The sequence below is a fragment of the Devosia sediminis genome, from assembly GCF_016411825.1.
Lineage (GTDB): Bacteria > Pseudomonadota > Alphaproteobacteria > Rhizobiales > Devosiaceae > Devosia > Devosia sediminis.
The window spans coordinates 459,896-477,678 of record NZ_JAEKMH010000004.1 but is presented as its reverse complement, the minus strand read 5'-3'; the positions used below and the strand labels follow the sequence as shown (position 1 = coordinate 477,678).

The 17,783-nt window shown below is 64.0% G+C and carries 18 protein-coding genes; 8 read left to right on the top strand and 10 right to left on the bottom strand.

The features are described from left to right. Positions 1 to 17: 17 nt before the first annotated feature. From JEQ47_RS18105 to rsmI, 4 genes are all read right to left on the bottom strand, one after another. Positions 18 to 644 (bottom strand): MarC family protein, encoded by a 627-nt coding sequence (locus JEQ47_RS18105; protein WP_198877817.1) that lies wholly within the window; start codon positions 642 to 644, stop codon positions 18 to 20. Between the two features lie 61 nt (positions 645 to 705). After that, on the bottom strand, positions 706 to 1,650 hold the full coding sequence (gene gshB, locus JEQ47_RS18100; protein WP_198877816.1) for a glutathione synthase: 945 nt from the start codon (positions 1,648 to 1,650) through the stop codon (positions 706 to 708). A gap of 8 nt (positions 1,651 to 1,658) precedes the next feature. After that, a complete protein-coding gene (locus tag JEQ47_RS18095) occupies positions 1,659 to 2,045 on the bottom strand; it encodes a YraN family protein (RefSeq protein WP_198877815.1) in 387 nt (128 codons plus the stop codon). Next, positions 2,014 to 2,901, bottom strand: a complete 888-nt coding sequence (rsmI, locus tag JEQ47_RS18090) for a 16S rRNA (cytidine(1402)-2'-O)-methyltransferase (RefSeq protein ID WP_198877814.1) — start codon at positions 2,899 to 2,901, stop codon at positions 2,014 to 2,016. Before rsmI ends, JEQ47_RS18095 begins: the two co-directional genes overlap by 32 nt. 83 nt (positions 2,902 to 2,984) lie before the next feature. Between rsmI and JEQ47_RS18085 the strand changes: the two genes are divergently transcribed. Next, complete coding sequence (locus tag JEQ47_RS18085) at positions 2,985 to 4,223, top strand: penicillin-binding protein activator (protein WP_198877813.1); 1,239 nt, start codon at positions 2,985 to 2,987, stop codon at positions 4,221 to 4,223. Between the two features lie 71 nt (positions 4,224 to 4,294). Here the strand turns inward: JEQ47_RS18085 and hemW are convergent, their stop codons facing one another. The 3 genes from hemW to rph all read right to left on the bottom strand — a co-directional run bounded on the left by hemW (position 4,295) and on the right by rph (position 7,214). Then, a complete protein-coding gene (gene hemW, locus JEQ47_RS18080) occupies positions 4,295 to 5,449 on the bottom strand; it encodes a radical SAM family heme chaperone HemW (protein WP_198877812.1) in 1,155 nt (384 codons plus the stop codon). A gap of 180 nt (positions 5,450 to 5,629) precedes the next feature. Next, the gene (locus JEQ47_RS18075) at positions 5,630 to 6,277 is read right to left on the bottom strand and encodes a non-canonical purine NTP pyrophosphatase (RefSeq protein ID WP_198877811.1); all 648 of its coding nucleotides are present in this window, start codon (positions 6,275 to 6,277) and stop codon (positions 5,630 to 5,632) included. A gap of 220 nt (positions 6,278 to 6,497) precedes the next feature. After that, complete coding sequence (gene rph, locus JEQ47_RS18070) at positions 6,498 to 7,214, bottom strand: ribonuclease PH (protein WP_198877881.1); 717 nt, start codon at positions 7,212 to 7,214, stop codon at positions 6,498 to 6,500. Between the two features lie 140 nt (positions 7,215 to 7,354). Between rph and hrcA the strand changes: the two genes are divergently transcribed. Continuing rightward, positions 7,355 to 8,434, top strand: coding sequence for a heat-inducible transcriptional repressor HrcA (gene hrcA / locus JEQ47_RS18065; protein ID WP_198877810.1), 1,080 nt, complete (start codon positions 7,355 to 7,357; stop codon positions 8,432 to 8,434). 158 nt (positions 8,435 to 8,592) lie between these two features. Beyond that, complete coding sequence (gene grpE / locus JEQ47_RS18060) at positions 8,593 to 9,177, top strand: nucleotide exchange factor GrpE (RefSeq protein ID WP_198877809.1); 585 nt, start codon at positions 8,593 to 8,595, stop codon at positions 9,175 to 9,177. Between the two features lie 219 nt (positions 9,178 to 9,396). Here the strand turns inward: grpE and pncA are convergent, their stop codons facing one another. Together pncA and pabB are read right to left on the bottom strand one after the other, a co-directional pair. Further along, positions 9,397 to 10,032 carry a bifunctional nicotinamidase/pyrazinamidase gene (gene pncA, locus JEQ47_RS18055; RefSeq protein ID WP_236020936.1) on the bottom strand — a complete coding sequence of 212 codons (636 nt, stop codon included), beginning with the start codon at positions 10,030 to 10,032 and terminating at the stop codon, positions 9,397 to 9,399. Further along, positions 10,029 to 11,807, bottom strand: a complete 1,779-nt coding sequence (gene pabB / locus JEQ47_RS18050) for an aminodeoxychorismate synthase component I (RefSeq protein ID WP_198877807.1) — start codon at positions 11,805 to 11,807, stop codon at positions 10,029 to 10,031. Before pabB ends, pncA begins: the two co-directional genes overlap by 4 nt. A gap of 145 nt (positions 11,808 to 11,952) precedes the next feature. On the opposite strand from pabB, the gene JEQ47_RS18045 reads away from it, so the two are divergent. From JEQ47_RS18045 to JEQ47_RS18025, 5 genes are all read left to right on the top strand, one after another. After that, positions 11,953 to 12,285 carry a hypothetical protein gene (locus JEQ47_RS18045; protein WP_198877806.1) on the top strand — a complete coding sequence of 111 codons (333 nt, stop codon included), beginning with the start codon at positions 11,953 to 11,955 and terminating at the stop codon, positions 12,283 to 12,285. A gap of 238 nt (positions 12,286 to 12,523) precedes the next feature. Continuing rightward, positions 12,524 to 14,440: a molecular chaperone DnaK gene (gene dnaK / locus JEQ47_RS18040; protein WP_198877805.1), complete on the top strand. Its 1,917-nt coding sequence runs from the start codon at positions 12,524 to 12,526 to the stop codon at positions 14,438 to 14,440. 111 nt (positions 14,441 to 14,551) lie between these two features. After that, positions 14,552 to 14,932, top strand: coding sequence for a GIY-YIG nuclease family protein (locus JEQ47_RS18035; RefSeq protein ID WP_198877804.1), 381 nt, complete (start codon positions 14,552 to 14,554; stop codon positions 14,930 to 14,932). 238 nt (positions 14,933 to 15,170) lie between these two features. Then, the gene (gene dnaJ / locus JEQ47_RS18030; protein WP_198877803.1) at positions 15,171 to 16,307 is read left to right on the top strand and encodes a molecular chaperone DnaJ; all 1,137 of its coding nucleotides are present in this window, start codon (positions 15,171 to 15,173) and stop codon (positions 16,305 to 16,307) included. 130 nt (positions 16,308 to 16,437) lie between these two features. Further along, on the top strand, positions 16,438 to 17,292 hold the full coding sequence (locus JEQ47_RS18025; protein ID WP_198877802.1) for a glycosyltransferase family 8 protein: 855 nt from the start codon (positions 16,438 to 16,440) through the stop codon (positions 17,290 to 17,292). A gap of 33 nt (positions 17,293 to 17,325) precedes the next feature. Here JEQ47_RS18025 and JEQ47_RS18020 read toward each other — a convergent pair whose 3' ends face one another. Beyond that, complete coding sequence (locus JEQ47_RS18020) at positions 17,326 to 17,733, bottom strand: VOC family protein (RefSeq protein ID WP_198877801.1); 408 nt, start codon at positions 17,731 to 17,733, stop codon at positions 17,326 to 17,328. Between the last annotated feature and the right edge of the window lie 50 nt (positions 17,734 to 17,783).

Below are 17,783 nucleotides of genomic sequence, written 5' to 3'. Positions count from 1 at the left end.
ATTTGACGAAAATCCCGTCAGGCGCCGAGTAGACCGCTCGACTTGATGCCGTCGAACACGAACTGCACGGCCAGCGCCGCGAGCAGAATGCCGACCATGCGCGAAACGACGGACAGGCCGGTGAGGCCGAGCAGCCGCTGGATCGGGATGGCGATCAGCAGGGTCAGCCAGCACAGCGCCAGGATGACGACAATGGCGGCCAGCACCAGCCAGAATTCGAGATCGGACTTGGCGCCGGTGGTGAGCAGGATGACCGCCGAGATTGCGCCTGGGCCAGCCATCAGCGGCATGGCGAGCGGAAAGACCGAAATGTCGTGGCTCTGGCGCGCTTCGCTTTCTTCCTCGTCGGTCGTGCCGGTGCCGCCCGAATGACGGGCGAACACCATGTCGATGGCGATGAGCAGGAGGAGGATGCCGCCGGCCGTACGCAGCGCCGGAATAGTGATGCCGAAGACATCGAGGATGGCATTGCCGAGCACAGCGAAGAACAGCAGGATGCCGAGCGCCACGAGCACACCACGGGTCGCGAAGATGCGCCGTTGCTCGGGCGTATTGTCCTTGGTGAGCGCCGCGAAGATAAAGGCGATGTCGGCAACGCCGACCGTCGCGAACAGCGTGGCGAATGCGACAAGGAAGGTGTTCATCTCTGCCCCCGGACCCAAAGCAAAGCACTAGGGCATTTGCCCCGTCGCGCCAAGTCTGGCGCTAGCTGCGGCGCTTCTCGATGGCGTCCCAGATCAAGACGGCAATATCGGGTCCGCCAAAACGCTTGATCTCGCGAATGCCGGTGGGTGAGGTGACGTTGATCTCGGTGAGGTAGCCGCCGATGACGTCGATGCCGACAAAGATCATGTCGCGCTCTTTCAGCGCCGGACGGATGGCGGCGCAGATCTCCTGCTCGCGCTCGGTGAGCGGGCTGAGTTCAGGGCGGCCGCCGACATGCATGTTGGAGCGCGCCTCGCCATCGGCGGGAATGCGATTGAGACCCATGACCGGCTCGCCATCGATGATGATGATGCGCTTGTCGCCCTTGCGCACGTCCGGCAGGTATTTCTGGATCATGAACGGCTCGCGATAATTCTGCTCGAACAGCTCAAGCAGGCTCGCCAGGTTATGGTCGCCTTCCTGGATGAAGAAGACGCCGGCCCCGCCATTGCCGTAGAGCGGCTTGACGATGATGTTGCCGTGCTCCTTGCGGAAGGCGTGAATCTCGGCCCGGTCGCGCGTCACGAGGGTCGGCGGCATCAGGTCGGGGAATTCGGTGACGAGAATTTTTTCCGGCGCATTGCGCACGGCTGCGGGCGGGTTGACCACGAGGGTCTTGGGATGGATGCGCTCGAGCAGGTGGGTAAGCGTGATGTAGTTCATGTCGAAGGGCGGGTCCTGGCGCATCAGCACCACGTCCTGGGTGGACAAATCCACCCGCCGCGCGTCGCCCAAAGTAAAATGCTGGCCCTTTTCCGCGTCGGTCACCGTGATGGGCTGGGCCAGCGCAGAGACCTTGTTGTCGCGCATGGAGAGGGTGTCGGGCGTATAGTGCAGCAGTTCATGTCCGCGCGCCTGCGCTTCGAGCATCATGGCGAAGGTCGAATCGCCGCGCGGATTGATGGTTGCGACATGGTCCATCTGGACGGCGACTTTGAGCGTCATGAGATTTCTCAGTAAGCGGAAAAGGCATTGATGAGATGGCGCGGCCAGCGGCCGGGCGCAAGCAGAATTACGTCGAAGCGGAAATCGCGGCCCTGCGCCTCGGGATTTTTCGCCAGCCACAGATGCGCCGCGCGGATGATGCGGTCGCGGTGGATGGAGGCATAGGTCAGCGCCTCGTCGGCGTCGCGGGCTCTTTGCTTGACCTCGACGAAGACGATGGTCTTGCCCTTTTCGGCGACGAGGTCGATCTCGCCCGGCGCGGTTTTGAAGCGTCGCTCGCGGATGCGGTAGAGCTTTGCCTGCAGCCAGAGCGCCGCCAGCGCTTCGCCGCGATGGCCGCGCTGGTAGGCGGCGAGGCGCTTGCTACTGGGCGTTTTTGAGGGCGAGCGCGGCATCGTAGACGTCCTTGCGCTTGAGACCGAACCGGGTGGACACCTCGTCGACCGCAGCGCGCAGCGGCTGGTCCGTCATGGCCTGAGACAGGGCCGATTGCCAATCCTCGGCGGAAGGCCCGCTGGGCTCGGCGGCACCGGCCACCGAGATGACCGCTTCGCCCTTGGTTTCTTCGGCAGCGAACTGGGCCGCGAGCTCCGCGAGAGTGCCGCGAAATGTGCGCTCGAAACGCTTGGTCAGCTCGAGGGAGACGGCGGCCTGTCGTTCGCCCAACTGTTCATTCATGGCAGCCAGGGTGTCGGCCAGGCGCCGGGGGGACTCATAAAAGACCAGTGTTTCACGTGAATCGACGTGCTTCTTCAACGCGTTGGCGCGGGCACCGGCCTTGGGGGGCAAGAAACCATGGAAGGCAAAGGCATCGGTGGGCAGGCCCGCAACGACCAGCGCGGAGAGCAGGGCGGAAGCGCCGGGAATGGGAAAGACCGGAAGGCTCTGTTCGGCGAGGGTGCGCAAAAGCGGGAAGCCAGGATCGGAAAGGAGGGGTGTTCCGGCGTCGGAAATCAGCGCGATGGCCGCGCCGCCAGCAATGCGGCCGGCAATGTAGTCGGCCTTGTCGCGCTCGTTATGCTCATGAAAAGCCTGGCGTTTTGCCGAGATGCCATAGTGGTCGAGCAGCTTGGCCGATGTACGCGTGTCCTCGCAGAGGACAAGTTCCACAGCGGCCAGGGTTTCCAGGGCGCGGAGGGTGATATCGCGCAGATTGCCGATGGGGGTGGCCACGACATAAAGGCCCGGCGCCAGGGCAGGGGCGGTGAAACGGCTGCCGGCGATGAAATAGTCGGTGTTTTCCTCGCCCATGCCGCGCCTTTCCGTTCTCAACCCTTGGTTAATCAATTGGGAGGAATTTGTTAACAGACTGTGAGCGCTAGGGACCGCATTCAGTGGGAAAAGGTGAAATCGCGGGGAGGCTGACGCGCCGCTCGGTTCTGCTCGGGCTGGCGGCTTCGCTTGCCGCCTGTTCGCCGGGCGGAATGCAATGGGGATCGCGATCGCTCAGCCTGCCCTGGGGCGGCGGTGCCGGCGCTGACACGGGCGCGGGCGCCATGACGCCCATGGCCACGACCCCGTCGGAGCGGTTCGGGCGCGGTCCGGTGACGGTAGCCTTGCTGCTGCCGCTTTCGGGCGAGCCCACGCTGGCGCAACTTGGCCTGGCGCTGGCCAATGCCTCCAAGCTGGCCATCGGGTTTATCGAAGCCAATCCCAATATCGCGGAGAACATCACCATCTCGCTGCGCGACACCGGCAGCACGGCGGCCGGCGCCACGAGTGCCGCCCAGGCCGCCGTCGCCGAGGGGGCCAAGCTGGTGCTGGGTCCGCTGACCTCCGAACAGATCACGGCGGCAGCGGGGGTGACCCGCCCGGCCAATATCCCGATGATCGGCTTTGCCAATAATGGCAGCGTCGCCGGTGCAAACGTCTACGTGCTCAATGTCTTGCCCGAAGCAGAGATGAAGCGGGCGCTGACCTATATGATGAGCCAGGGCCGGCGGGGACCGGCCGGCATTTTTCCGTCGACACCCTATGGCGAGGCGCTGGCCGCCGCCTTCCGCACCCAGGCCATTGCCGTCGGCTTCAATCCCAGCGCCGTCTATACCTTTTCCGATATCAGCGAAGCGCAATCGATCATTGCCCAGGCCAAGCCGATCGTGGACAAGGGCATGCTCGACGCCCTGTTCATCCCCGACCGGGCCAGCGCCCCGACCTTTGCGGGCCTTCTTGCGCAATCGGGCGTGCGGCCGGACGATGTGCAATTGGTCGGCTCGGCCGATTGGGCCAATGATCCGGGCCTCCTTGCCAATCCGGCGCTGGTCGGCGCCGTGTTCCCGGCTGTGGACGAGGTCGGGCTCAACGCGATCAGGGCGGACTACCAGGGCCGGTTCGGCTCAGCACCGCCGCAGATGGCCACCATTGCCTATACGGCGACGATCCTCGCCAATGTGAACACGCTTTCCATGGCCACGCCGCCGTATAATCCGCAGCTCATGACCAATCCATCCGGCTTTGCGGGCCGCGATGGGCTGTTCCGCTTCAACAGCAACGGCCGCAGCGATTATGCGCTGGTGATCAAGAAGATCGGGGCAGGGGGCGTGGTCAGCGTTGCGGATGCGGCGAAGCTTTAGGGTTCCTATGAAGGCCCCCTCACCCGGCCTTCGGCCGACCTCTCCCCAGAGGGAGAGGTGTCGCTGCGCGACTAAGCCGCGAGGTCCGCGACCACGGCGTCCAGCACCGGAAAACCCTTATCCGTGACGCGGATATTGCCGTTAGGGAGAGTTTCGACGAAGCCGTAGCCCTTCAAGGCCATGATCTGTTGCTCGGAAATGCCGCGGCCGGAAATGGACATGAAACGGCTGGGCGAGATGCCTTCCTTGAGCCTCAGGCCCATGACCAGGAACTCGTCGCCCTGTTCTTCCCAGGTCAGCACGTCATCGGTGACCATGCCATGGCCCTGGCTGTTGACCAGTTTCAGCCATTCAAAGGGCATGCGCTCGGTGGCGGTGGCGTGGCGCTGGTGGTTGACCATGAGGCGGCCGTGGGCGCCCGGGCCGATGCCGGCATATTCGCCGTAGCGCCAATAGAGCATGTTGTGCCGCGATTCCTGGCCCGGCACGGCATGATTGGAAATCTCATAGGCCGGCAGGCCGGCCTGCGCCGTCAGCTCTGCGGTGAGCTCATAGAAATCGGCGGCCAGGTCCTCGTCGGGCATTTTGAGCTTGCCGGCCTGATGCAGGTCGAAATAGCGCGTGCCCTGCTCGATGGTGAGCATATAGAGGCTGATATGGCCTTGGGCGAGCCAGAGACCTTCCTTGAGCTCGTCCTCCCAATCTTCCAGCGTCTGCTTGGGACGCCCATAGATGAGATCGAAGCTCGAGCGGTCGAACACCGACTGGGCAATGCGCACGGCGGCGACGGCCTCGTCGACTGTGTGGCGGCGCCCGAGTTCGGCCAGCGGGCCTTCGCGCAGAGATTGCACGCCGAGCGACACGCGGTTGATGCCGGCGGCGCGGAAACCCCGGAAGCGATCGACCTCGACCGAGGTCGGGTTGGCCTCCAGCGTGATCTCGGCATTGCGGTCGATCTGCCACTCTTCGGCAATGGCATCGAGAATGGTGCCAACGGCCTTGGGCGACATCAACGAGGGCGTGCCGCCGCCAAAAAACACCGACTGCACCAGCCGCCCCGGGGACAGCGCCGCCATATGGGCGATCTCACGCTTGTAGCCCTCGACAAAGGCGTCCTCGTCGAAGGGGCCGCGATGGACGTGCGAATTGAAATCGCAATAGGGGCATTTCGAGGCGCAGAAGGGCCAGTGGACGTAGATGCCGAAGAGGTCGTTGGGGTTGGTCATCTTCGACCTCGCGACATGGCCTCCCTCCCCCCTTGAGGGGGAGGGTTGGGGTGGGGGGTGGTGAGGTGGGACACGACAACGACCCCCTCCCCAGCTCTGCTAGGGTCCTTCGGACCCAGCGGCGCTACCCTCCCCTCAAGGGGGAGGGTGAGCACGCGCCAAAGCTGCTGGGCGTTGTTGTCACCCATGTTCAATCTGCTGCTCGACAAACTGCGCGAAGGCGCGGGCGCGGTGGGACAGGCCCTGCTGGCCCGGAGACCAGGAATGCTTGGTTTCGGCGGCCATTTCCCCAAAGGTCTGGTCGTGGCCGTCGGGCATGAACATGGGATCGTAGCCATGGCCGATATCGCCGCGCGGCGGCCAGACCAGGGTGCCGTCGCAGCGGCCGACATAAAGCACATCGCGTCCGTCGGGATGGGCGAGGCAAAGCGTGGCGTTGAACGAGCCGCGCCGCTGGCCCGGCGAAATGGCGCCGGCGGCCTGGAGGGCATCTTCGACGCGCTTCATGGCGCGGGTGAAGTCGCGCGGCACACCGGCCCAGTCGGCTGTATAGACGCCGGGATCGCCGTTGAGTGCATCGACGCACAGACCCGAATCATCTGACAGCGCCAGCATGTTGGCGCCCCGCGCCGCCGCATGGGCCTTGGTGCGGGCGTTTTCGGCAAAAGTGGTGCCGGTTTCTTCCGGCTCGGGCAGGCCCAGTTCGCCGGCGGAGACCAGTTCGAGGCCGAAGGGTTCGAACAAGTCTCGGAATTCGCGGAGCTTACCGGCGTTGTGGGTGGCGATGCAGAGGCGATCGCCGGGGCGTAGGCGGGGAATGGTGGTCATTTGGCCTCCAGCGCGCGGCGGATGTCGTTCCAGATGGCGCAGTTCTGCTGGTCAAAGGCTGCGTCCTGACGGAAGGCTCCCTCACCCGCTGCGTTGCGGCGACCTCTCCCCCAGAGGGAGAGGTGTCGCTGCGAGACGCCATGCACCCCCTGCACCTCTCCCTGGGGGGAGAGGTCGACGGCGGAGCCGGCGGGTGAGGGGGCCTTGAACCGGAAAAACATCATGCGTCCAGCGCCGCCTTCTGCAGGGCGGAGAGTTCGCCGATGCCCTGTTCGGCCAGGGCCATGAGGCTGGCGAGTTCCTCCCGACTGAACGGCGCGCCTTCGGCAGTGCCCTGGATTTCGACGAACTTGCCCGAGCCGGTCATAACGAAATTGGCGTCGGTCTCGGCTTCGACGTCTTCGAGATAATCGAGATCGAGCACCGGCGTGCCGCGATAAATGCCGCAGGAAACGGCAGCGACCGAATCCTTGAGCACCTGGCCCTTGGTGAGCTTGCGCTCGTCCATCCAGCGGATCGCATCAACCAGAGCCACATAGGCGCCGGTGATGGAGGCGGTGCGGGTGCCGCCATCGGCCTCCAGCACGTCGCAATCGAGCGTGACCTGAACTTCGCCCAGCGCTTCGAGATCGACCACGGCGCGCAGCGAGCGGCCGATGAGGCGCTGGATTTCCTGGGTGCGGCCGGATTGCTTGCCGGCGGTCGCCTCACGACGGGTGCGCGAACCGGTGGCACGGGGCAGCATGCCATATTCGGCGGTGACCCAGCCCTGGCCCTTGCCGCGCAGCCAACCGGGGACACTGGTTTCGACCGAAGCGGTGCAGAGGACCTTGGTATTGCCGAAGGCGACGAGGCAGGAGCCTTCGGCCTTCATGGCGACATTGCGCTCGAGGGTTACCGCCCGCATATCGCTCGGCTGACGTCCGGATGGCCGCATCATGATTCCAGAAATAATTGCAGTTAACCGCCTCTTAACCCTCATGGGGCCCGCTCACAAGCGCCCGGCGCTTGGCGGATGGGGACGAAGGGCCTAAATGAAGGGTCAGGGTTAAAGTCGAGAAGTTTAATCAAAGCACCATGACACGGCCGGCCGAAGACTTCCTCTCGGTGCTCAATTCCCGCAGCCAGGAGATTTTCCGGCGCCTGGTCGAGCGTTATCTCGATACCGGGGTGCCGGTGGGGTCGCGCGACCTGAGCCGCCTCCTGCAGGTGGAGCTCTCCCCCGCCTCTGTCCGAAATGTGATGGCCGACCTCGAAGACCTGGGGCTGATCGCAGCGCCGCACACCTCTGCGGGCCGGGCGCCAACCCAGCAGGGCCTGCGGTTCTTTGTCGATTCCATGCTCGAAATCGGCACCGTCAACGAGAGCGAACGCAGCCAGATTTCGCGCCATATCGAAGGCACGGCGGGACATGCCCGGGTCGAGGATGTGCTGGCTGAAGCGTCATCACTCCTGTCGGGCCTCAGCCAGGGGGCAGGCGTGGTGATCGCCACCAAGGCCGACATGGTGCTCAAGCATATCGAATTCGTGCGGCTCGATGCCTCTCGCGCCATGGCGATCCTGGTGGGCGAGGACGGACAGGTGGAGAACCGCATTCTTGACCTGCCGCCGGGCTATACCGCCAGCGCACTGCAACAGGCGGGCAATTACCTCGCCAATTATGTCGTGGGCAGGACGCTGTCGGAAGCGCGAAAAGTGCTCAACGAGCGCCGCGCCGAGCAGCGGGCGGAGCTGGACGAGCTGACGCAGAAGCTGGTCGATGCCGGCATCGCGACGCTGTCCGCGCCGGATGGGAACAATGCGCCGACGGTGATCGTGCGTGGCCGGGCCAATCTCATCAACGACGCCATGGCCAGCGACGAGCTGTTGCGCATGCGGCAATTGTTCGACGAGCTGGAAAGCAAGGACGGGCTGCTCGACCTCCTGGGCGATGCCGAGCGGGGCCAGGGCGTGCGCATCTTTATCGGCTCGGAAAACAAGCTCTTTTCGCTGTCCGGCTCGTCGGTGATCCTTTCCCCCTACAAGGATGCCAATGACCGGATCGTGGGCGTGCTTGGGGTGATCGGGCCGACGCGGCTCAATTATGCGCGTATCGTGCCTGTCGTGGACTATACCGCCAATGTCATCTCCTCGATGATGGCGCGGAAGCGGAAATAGTCACGCGCCGCCCCTCAGGCATGGCCTTCGTGGCCTTCCCGCCTCAAGTCGCTCCACTGGAGCGATTTGCCCTGCGGGACGGCGGCAAGGGTTGAAACTTCCAGCCGCTTGGCCGATATGGCGGGCAAGAGATTTACCCAATTGGGAAAGAAGACCAGATGAGCGACGAAAACGCCGCCCAGGGCGATACGCCGGAAACCGAAATCCCCGCGACCGAGACGCCGGAAGTCGATCCCGTCGAGGCGCTGCGCGCCGAGAATGCCGAGCTCAAGGATCGCGTCCTGCGCAGCCATGCCGAGATGGAAAACCTCCGCAAGCGCACCGAGCGCGACGTGGCCGATACGCGATCCTATGCCATTGCCGGCTTTGCCCGCGACATGCTGACCGCCACCGATGCGCTGAGCCGCGCGCTGATGGTGATCCCGGCCGAAGTGCGCGAAACCGCCGATGGGTCGCTCAAGAGCCTGATCGACGGCATCGAGCTTGCCGACCGCGAAATGCAGCGGCTTTTGGCCAAGCATGGCGTCAAGCCGATCGAAGCGGCGGGCCAGAAGTTCGACCCGCACAAGCACCAGGCCATGTTCGAAGTGCCCAACCCCAATGTTCCCGAGGGAACGGTGGTGCAGGTGGTGCAGGAAGGCTTTGCCATCGGCGAGCGCGTGCTGCGTCCGGCCATGGTGGGCGTGGCGAAGGGCGGCGCGGCTGCCCCTGCCGGCGACGATGGCGTCGACAAGAGCGCCTGAGATTTTGGGATTGCGGATTTGGAAAGGGCGTCCGGCGGGCGCCCTTTTTGTTGTGGGTGGGGGATCGCCACAAACTCGATCCGGCGCCTCCCCCGTGACGGGGGAGGTTGGGAGGGGGTGCGCCACAAGCAAGGTGCGAGCCGGTCCCCCTCCCTAGCTTTGCTAAGGCCTGGCGGCCTAGCGGCGCTACCCTCCCCGCAAGGGGGAGGGTGAAGAGGGCTACCCCAAAATCTCGCGGCTGATGACCCGCTCGACGCCGGCTTCTTCCATGTCGGTCCAGGCCCTTGCCAGTGATCCGTTGGAATCGATGGCGCGGGTCGCGTCCTCGATGACGGTGACATCAAAGCCGCCGGCGGCGGCGTCCAGCGCGGTCCAGGCGACGCAGAAATCAGTAGCGAGGCCGACGATGTAAAGCCGGCCGACATCGCGTTCCCCAAGATAGCCGGCAAGGCCGGTCAGGGTTTCACGGTCGGCTTCCTGGAAGCCGGAATAGCTGTCGATGCTCCGGTTATGGCCCTTGCGGATGATCAGTTGGGCGTGGGGGATTTTGAGGTCGTGCGAGATCTCGGCGCCGCGGGTCTGCCAGACGCAATGGTCGGGCCAGAGCACCTGGGTGCCGTAATGGAGTTCCGTGGTCTCGAAGGGTGCCTTGCCGGGATGCTGGCTGGCAAAGGAAATGTGGTCGGCCGGGTGCCAGTCCTGTGTGAGGATGACATGCGAGAAGCGCGTGGCAAGCTGGTTGATCAGCGGCACGATCTCGTCGCCACCCGCTACGGCGAGACTGCCGCCGGGCAGGAAATCGTATTGCACGTCGACGACGACGAGGACGTCTTCGGGGCTTATGGCAATGGTCATGTGGTCTCCCGGTCTACCCATTCTGCCGGCACGAGGCCGCGCACGGAATTGCCCAGCCAGATTGCCTCGGCAAGGCGAAGGTCGGCAAGGGTGAGGACCCCTTCTTCTGCCTTGCCCGTGGCGAGGAGCTCGGCCCGCAACGTGCCGGGGAGGAGGCCGGAGGCGAGCGGCGGGGTGACGAGGCGGCCGGCCCGCTCGACGAAGAGATTGGTAAAACTGCCTTCGGTCAGCTCGCCGCGCTCGTTGAGGAAGACGACTTCGTCGAGCCCCCTCTCGTCATGGGCGCGCTGGCGCGGCTCGTCGTAAAAGGCGCGGTTGGTCGTCTTGTGCGCGAGCCAGATCGAGGCCGAATCGAGACGGTGCTCCGCAATGGCGAAGCGGAACTTTTCCGGGGTCGGGGGCAGGGGCACGGCGGTGAGGCCAAGGCCCGTGCCGCCAAGCGTCAGGCGCACACGCATGGGGCCGGTCCAGTCCCCGGCTTTCTCCGCAAGAAAAGCCGTGGCGGAGGCGCGGGTGACGGGCAGGGCGAAATAGGTGGCGGAGCCGAGGAGCCGGTCGAGGTGGCGATCAAGGAGCGCGTAGCCTTCGTCCGGCGTCCATTTGAAGGTTTCGATCAGCGTCACCGGCGGGGCGGGATCGGACAGGAATTTGAGCTTGAGCAGCGCCTCGTCATATTCGTCGCGCGCCGTGGAATCGGCGACAATGCCGCCGCCGATGCCGATGACCCCATTGCCGGACGCATCGATGACGGCGGTGCGGATGGCAACGTTGAAGGCGAAATCGCCATCGGGCGCGATATAGCCGACCGAACCGGTATAGAGGCCGCGGGCCTCGGTCTCCACCTCGTGGATGATCTCCATGGCCCGCAATTTGGGGGCGCCGGTGACCGAGCCGCAGGGAAAGAGATTTTCCAGCACGTCGAGAATGCCGATATCGGGCAGTTTGCGCGCCTCGATCCCAGAGGTCATGGTGTGAAGGCTCGAAAAGGTTTCCACCGTGAAGAGGTCGGTGACCTCGACCGAGCCCACTCGGGCGATGCGGCCGAGATCGTTGCGCAGAAGATCGACGATCATCAGGTTTTCGGCGCGATTTTTCTCGTCGGCGGCCAGGGCGACGCGGCCGGCTTCGTCCTCGGCCAGGGTGCGGCCGCGTTTCAAGGTGCCCTTCATCGGGCGCGCCTTGAGCCGGTCCCCTGTGCCGGAGACGAAAAGCTCGGGCGAACGCGACAAGGCATAATGATCGCCGGCATGGATATAGGCGCCATAGGCGACGCGCTGGCTCTGGGCGAGGGTCCGGTAGAGGCCGAGAGGATCGCCCTCAAGCGCAAAGCGGGCGCGCAGGGTGAGGTTGACCTGATAGGTATCGCCGGCCGCGATTAGTGCCTCGACCCGCTCGAAGGCCTGCCTATAGGTTTCGAAGTCAAGCGAGGGTGAAAGCCCAGTGGCTCTGCCCTCGGCAGCGCCATCGAGCAGCGTCGCGACGCCGGCGACGTTGGGGCGCTCGGGCGCGTCGTAAAGCCCGAACCACAGAAGCGGCGTGGCGCTTCGCTCGGGCAACAGCGCTTCCAGCCGCTCCTCGAACAGGAAGCCCAGTTCGTAGGCCAGGTAGCCGGCGGCCCACAGACCGTCCCTGCCGGCCTCGGCGAGGCGGGCGAGGGCCTGGCGCGCCCCGGCGGCATCATGGGCCACCAGCACTTCGCGGGGCCGCGAAAACAGCAGGCTTTGGCCGTCGGGATCAAGATTGTCGTGCAGCAGCACGGTGCCGGGTGTGGTCATGGCCCGCTTCTAGCCAATTTCGCGGACCGGCGGAATGCGCTCCTGCGGTTAACCGCGCCCCGCGACGGGGGCTTGGCGACTTACTTCGGCAGTGGCAGATAATACTGATCCGGGGGCAGAACGCGTCCGGTTTGAGGGACACATCATGAAAACGCATCTGCTGGGTGGCCTTGCCGCCCTTGCGCTCGTGGCCGGCATTGCGCCCGCCGCGGCACAGACCGTGGAATTCACGGTCATCAACAACTCTTCCTACGACCTGCACTATTTCTACACGACACCGAGCAACGAGGACTACTGGGGCGAGGACCTGCTGGGCGATAGCGGCATTCTCGAAGCCGGCTACCAGGCGACCGCCACCATTGGCGACGGCTCCGACCAGTGCCTCTATGACTTCAAGTTCGTGATGGACAACGGCGCCGAACTGATCGAACCGTCGATCGATATCTGCAGCCTCAATTCCTATACGATCAACGACTGATCCAGCGACGGGCCGCCTGACGCAATCGGGCGGCCCACGTACAGCCTGCCCCTGCCACTTTTGCTCGAAACGCTTCCGCGCCGTGCTTGAAGCCTTCCCGGCACCCCCCTATATACCCCCCGAGGCCCCGAAGGGGGCGATTTGAAACCTACGAGGGACCCCGGCCCTTAGAGGGGCCAGGAAGCTGCTTTCGCTGAGAGGGCTTCGTGGTGGGTTCGCTGAATGAGAGGCAAGAGTTATGGCAAAAGTTATCGGTATCGACCTCGGCACGACCAATAGCTGCGTGGCCGTCATGGACGGCTCCAATCCCAAGGTGATCGAGAATGCGGAAGGCGCGCGCACGACGCCGTCCATGGTCGCGTTCTCCAAGGACGGCGAGCGCCTCGTCGGCCAGCCGGCCAAGCGCCAGGCGGTCACCAATCCCGAAAATACCCTGTTCGCCGTCAAGCGCCTGATCGGCCGTCGCTATGACGACAAGGTCGTGGCCAAGGACAAGGACCTGGTGCCCTTCAAGATCACCAAGGCCGACAATGGCGACGCCTGGGTCGAAGCCAATGGCGACAAGTATTCGCCCAGCCAGGTTTCGGCCATGGTGCTGCAGAAGATGAAGGAAACCGCCGAAAGCTATCTCGGCGAGACCGTGACCCAGGCCGTGATCACCGTGCCGGCCTATTTCAACGATTCGCAGCGCCAGGCCACCAAGGACGCGGGCAAGATTGCCGGCCTCGAAGTGCTGCGCATCATCAACGAGCCGACTGCGGCCGCACTGGCCTACGGCCTCGACAAGAAGAATTCGGGCACCATCGCGGTCTATGACCTCGGCGGCGGTACCTTCGACGTGTCGATCCTCGAGATCGGCGATGGCGTCTTCGAGGTGAAGTCCACCAATGGCGACACCTTCCTCGGTGGCGAAGATTTCGACATGCGCCTCGTCGATTATCTGGCCGACGAGTTCAAGAAGGAGCAGGGCATCGACCTCAGGTCCGACAAGCTCGCGCTGCAGCGCCTCAAGGAAGCTGCCGAAAAGGCCAAGATCGAGCTTTCGAGCGCGACGCAGACCGAAATCAACCTGCCCTTCATCACCGCCGACGCTTCGGGTCCGAAGCACCTGACCCTCAAGCTCTCGCGCTCCAAGCTCGAAAGCCTCGTGGATGACTTGATCCAGCGCACCATCGACCCGTGCAAGCAGGCGATGAAGGATGCCGGCGTTTCGGCCAGCCAGATCGACGAAGTTGTGCTGGTGGGCGGCATGAGCCGCATGCCCAAGGTGCAGGAAGCGGTTAAGCAGCTGTTCGGCAAGGAGCCGCACAAGGGCGTCAACCCGGACGAAGTCGTGGCGCTTGGCGCTGCCATCCAGGGCGGCGTGCTGCAGGGCGACGTCAAGGACGTGCTGCTGCTCGACGTGACGCCGCTGTCGCTGGGTATCGAAACGCTGGGTGGCGTCTTCACCCGCCTCATCGATCGCAATACCACGATCCCGACCAAGAAGAGCCAGACCTTCTCGACTGCCGAAGACAACCAGAATGCGGTGACCATCCGCGTCTTCCAGGGCGAGCGCGAAATGGCGGCTGACAACAAGCTGCTCGGCAACTTCGACCTGGCCGGCATTCCGCCCGCCCCGCGCGGCGTGCCGCAGATCGAAGTGACCTTCGACATCGACGCCAATGGCATCGTCAACGTGTCGGCCAAGGACAAGGGCACCGGCAAGGAACAGCAGATCCGCATCCAGGCCTCGGGTGGTCTCAGCGACGCCGACATCGAAAAGATGGTCAAGGACGCCGAGGCCAATGCCGAAGCCGACAAGCGCAAGCGCGAAGCGGTGGAAGCCCGGAACCAGGGCGAGTCGCTGGTCCACTCGACTGAAAAGTCGCTCAAGGACTATGGCGACAAGGTTTCGGCCGAGGACAAGGGTGCCATCGAAACTGCCATTGCCGACCTCAAGTCGGTGCTGGATGGGGACGATGCCGAAGCCATCAAGGAAAAGACCGCGACCCTGGCGGAAGCCTCGATGAAGCTTGGCGAAGCCATGTACAAGGCATCGCAGGCCGAAGCCGAAGCCAAGGCCAACGGCACCCGCGACGAGGATGAAGACGACGTCGTCGACGCCGACTTTGAAGAGGTCAAGGACGACGGCGACGACAAGAAGTCGGCGTAAGTTTGATCTGAGTGAATGACGAGGCCCCGGTGGAAACACCGGGGTCTTTGTTTTTGGGGGACAAGGAAGGTGGATTGCCGGTCCCCGGGTCAGGCCCGAGGATAGCCGGCAATGACGAAGGCGGGGACAGTCCCCGCTTCCACCCCCATCGTCACCACCCGGCTTGTCCGGGTGGTCCATTTCGCGGCAAGCTCATTGCATGAGGGGGGATACGTCTACATTCTCGCGTCCAAGAAAAACGGCACGCTCTATACAGGCGTGACCTCCAACCCTTCGCGTCGCTGGTTCGAGCACCAGCACAGCCTGACGCCGGGATTTACGTCTCGCTACGGCGTCAAAACACTAGTCTGGATCGAGCAGCATGATCTCGTGGTTGCGGCCATCCGGCGAGAAAAAGAAATCAATCGGTGGCCTCGGCAATGGAAGGTCAACCTCATCGAGGCCGCCAATCCCGAGTGGAAAGACGTTTCGGACTGGTTGTTGGGAATTTGAGGCATGGCATGGATTGCCCGGACGAGCCGGGCAACGACGAGGGAATGGAGGGATTCGTGGATCCGCCATGGCCCGCCCACACTTCTTCGTTTCACGTGAATCCTTGTCCCGCCCCGCCACCCTTGCTAATACCCGCGCGCCTGCCCATATGCGGGTAAACGGGCCGGCCTAGCCGGCTTTTGCATATTCCCACCAGCGCGACGACCAGACCGGCGCGGCGAATTTGAAAGAATAGACCTTGGCCAAACGCGATTTCTACGAGGTGCTCGGCTGCCAGAAGGGCGCCGACGACGCGGCCCTCAAGAGTGCCTATCGCAAGCTCGCCATGCAGTTTCACCCGGACCGCAATCCGGGCAATGCAGAGGCGGAAGGCAAGTTCAAGGAAATCAACGAAGCTTATGACACGCTGAAGGACCCGCAGAAGCGCGCCGCCTATGACCGCTTCGGCCACGCGGCCTTCGAGAATGGCGGCCGGGGCGGCGGCGGTGGCTTCGGGCCTGAATTCACCTCGTCCATGTCCGACATTTTCGAGGACATTTTCGGCGACTTCATGGGTGGCGGAGGCCGCCGCGGTGGAGGCGGTGGCGCCGCGCGGATGCGGGGCTCGGACCTCAGGTACAATCTCGAGATCGACCTCGAGGAAAGTTTCGAGGGCCGCACCGTCGAGATCGACGTGCCGACCCTGGCATCCTGCGAGACCTGCGAGGGTTCCGGCGCCAAGCCCGGCACCGGCACCCATACCTGCCGGCAGTGCAACGGCCATGGCAAGGTGCGTGCAGCCCAGGGCTTTTTCACCATCGAGCGCACCTGCCCGGTCTGCCAGGGCCGTGGCCAGATGATGGACCAGCCCTGCACCGATTGCGGTGGCCAGGGCCGCAGGCAGCAGAACCGGAAGCTTTCGGTCGACGTGCCCAAGGGCATCGAGGACGGCACCCGCATCCGGCTTGCCAATGAAGGCGAGGCCGGCTTGCGCGGCGGACCGCCGGGCGACCTCTACATCTTTGTTTCGATCAAGCCGCACCAATTGTTCCAGCGCGATGGCGCCGACCTTTATGCCCGCGTGCCCATTGCCATGACCACGGCGGCCCTGGGCGGCGAATTCGAAGTGCCGACGCTCGACCAGTCGCGCGCCAAGGTGAAGGTGCCGGCCGGCACCCAGCCGGGCCAGCGCGTCCGCCTCAAGGGCAAGGGCATGCCGGTGCTGCGTTCGAAGGATGTCGGCGATCTCTATGTGCAGCTCGACATCGAGACGCCGCAGAACCTCAGCAAGCGCCAGCGCGAGCTGCTGGAAGAATTCGCGCGGCTCGAAACCGAGGAGACCAACCCGACCTCGGGCGGCTTCTTCGACAAGCTCAAGAAAATGTTCGAGGCTTGAGCCCGGCGCTGCGCGCCAAATCACGCCAGTGGCGTGATTTGAGGGCTCAAGGCCACGAGACCTAAGGTCGAGTGGCACGAAGGCGCGGCTCACTCGGGCCCCGCGCAGCAGGTCTGGGGGACCACACGCCGTGCATGACATCGTCCTGACCTTTGACGACAATTTCTGGGGACCGGGCTATGCGACCATGCGCTCGCTCTGCCTCACCAGCCGCGACCCGAAGAGCCTGCGCTTCCACGTGTTCCATACCGGTCTTCTGCCGGAGAACCGTGCGCCGATCGAATCCATCGCCGCGGACTATGGCGCCGAGGTCCGGCTGGTGGATCTCAAGGAAAGCGACATCCTGGGCGGGCGCATCGCCGCCTTTCCGCGCATCCGCATGAAGCGGCTCAACCCAATCGTCTATGTGCGGCTGTTCCTGGCGGAAATGCTGCCGGCAGAGACGAAACGCGTCCTTTATATCGACGCCGATACCTTTGTGCGCAATCCGATCGAAAATCTCCTTTCGATGGACATGCAGGGCAAGGTCATAGCCGCCGTGCTGCAGCCGGACCGGATGCATTGCATTGCCGGCACCGACCTTCGGGCGCGTTCGGCCTTTTCCATGACCGAGCCCTATTACAATGCCGGGGTCATGCTGATCGATCTCGAGCGCTATGCGAGGATCGACTTCGTCGCCGGCATCAGCGCGCTGCCGGCCGAGGAGCTGGAGCAGTTCTACTACGACCAGGACATTCTCAACTATGTGCTGAAGGGGCAGTTCCTGGAGCTCGATCCGCGCTGGAACATGCAGAATCCCGAGCCGGCGCATGAGGTCTTCGACCCGCACATCCTGCACTATTCGTCGGACAGCCGGCCCTGGTGGCCCTGGTCGCGCGTCGCCTTCAAGCGCACCTACCGGCACCTGATGACCAATGCCCACTTCTACCGCTACCAGCGCGAGCAATATAAGCGGCTCGTCCGGCGCTGGCTTCGCCTCGGTTAGGGCAGGGCCGGCCAGACCGGCCCCGCACCGGTCTTATTCGGTCGGGAACTGGCTCATGTCCATCCAGGTATATTCCCAGACATGGCCATCGAGATCGGCGATGGCGCGGCCATACATGAAGCCGTAGTCCTGAGCCTCCCGCTGCTCGGTGCCACCAGCCTTGAGCGCGGCGTCGGCAAGGCGGTCGACATGTTCGCGGCTGTCGCAGGTGAGGGCATAGAGCGCAGCGATCTGCGTCCTGGCATCGGGAACCGGCTTGCCGGAAAACTCGGTGAACTTATCGTGAGTCAAGAGCATCACGTAGATCGTGTCGCTGATGACGATGGAAGCCGCGGTCTCGTCGGTGAACTGGGGATTGTGGTCGAAACCCAGCGCCTTGAAATAGGCCTTGGAGGCTTCAAGATCGCGCACGGGGACGTTGATGAAAATCGACGTGGACATGATGGTTTCCTCAATGATCTGATGAGCCTAGCTTCGTGCAGTCGCTCTGC

What these genes read in the sequence shown, in the direction of transcription:
- JEQ47_RS18020 (WP_198877801.1), bottom strand. Translation starts at nt 17,733, where the DNA reads ATGTCCACGTCGATTTTCATCAACGTCCCCGTGCGCGATCTTGAAGCC.
- dnaK (WP_198877805.1), top strand. Translation starts at nt 12,524, where the DNA reads ATGGCAAAAGTTATCGGTATCGACCTCGGCACGACCAATAGCTGCGTG.
- JEQ47_RS18075 (WP_198877811.1), bottom strand. Translation starts at nt 6,277, where the DNA reads ATGACCACCATTCCCCGCCTACGCCCCGGCGATCGCCTCTGCATCGCC.
- JEQ47_RS18045 (WP_198877806.1), top strand. Translation starts at nt 11,953, where the DNA reads ATGAAAACGCATCTGCTGGGTGGCCTTGCCGCCCTTGCGCTCGTGGCC.
- rph (WP_198877881.1), bottom strand. Translation starts at nt 7,214, where the DNA reads ATGCGGCCATCCGGACGTCAGCCGAGCGATATGCGGGCGGTAACCCTC.
- JEQ47_RS18035 (WP_198877804.1), top strand. Translation starts at nt 14,552, where the DNA reads ATGACGAAGGCGGGGACAGTCCCCGCTTCCACCCCCATCGTCACCACC.
- JEQ47_RS18095 (WP_198877815.1), bottom strand. Translation starts at nt 2,045, where the DNA reads ATGCCGCGCTCGCCCTCAAAAACGCCCAGTAGCAAGCGCCTCGCCGCC.
- gshB (WP_198877816.1), bottom strand. Translation starts at nt 1,650, where the DNA reads ATGACGCTCAAAGTCGCCGTCCAGATGGACCATGTCGCAACCATCAAT.
- hrcA (WP_198877810.1), top strand. Translation starts at nt 7,355, where the DNA reads ATGACACGGCCGGCCGAAGACTTCCTCTCGGTGCTCAATTCCCGCAGC.
- hemW (WP_198877812.1), bottom strand. Translation starts at nt 5,449, where the DNA reads ATGACCAACCCCAACGACCTCTTCGGCATCTACGTCCACTGGCCCTTC.
- pncA (WP_236020936.1), bottom strand. Translation starts at nt 10,032, where the DNA reads ATGACCATTGCCATAAGCCCCGAAGACGTCCTCGTCGTCGTCGACGTG.
- rsmI (WP_198877814.1), bottom strand. Translation starts at nt 2,901, where the DNA reads ATGGGCGAGGAAAACACCGACTATTTCATCGCCGGCAGCCGTTTCACC.
- pabB (WP_198877807.1), bottom strand. Translation starts at nt 11,807, where the DNA reads ATGACCACACCCGGCACCGTGCTGCTGCACGACAATCTTGATCCCGAC.
- grpE (WP_198877809.1), top strand. Translation starts at nt 8,593, where the DNA reads ATGAGCGACGAAAACGCCGCCCAGGGCGATACGCCGGAAACCGAAATC.
- JEQ47_RS18105 (WP_198877817.1), bottom strand. Translation starts at nt 644, where the DNA reads ATGAACACCTTCCTTGTCGCATTCGCCACGCTGTTCGCGACGGTCGGC.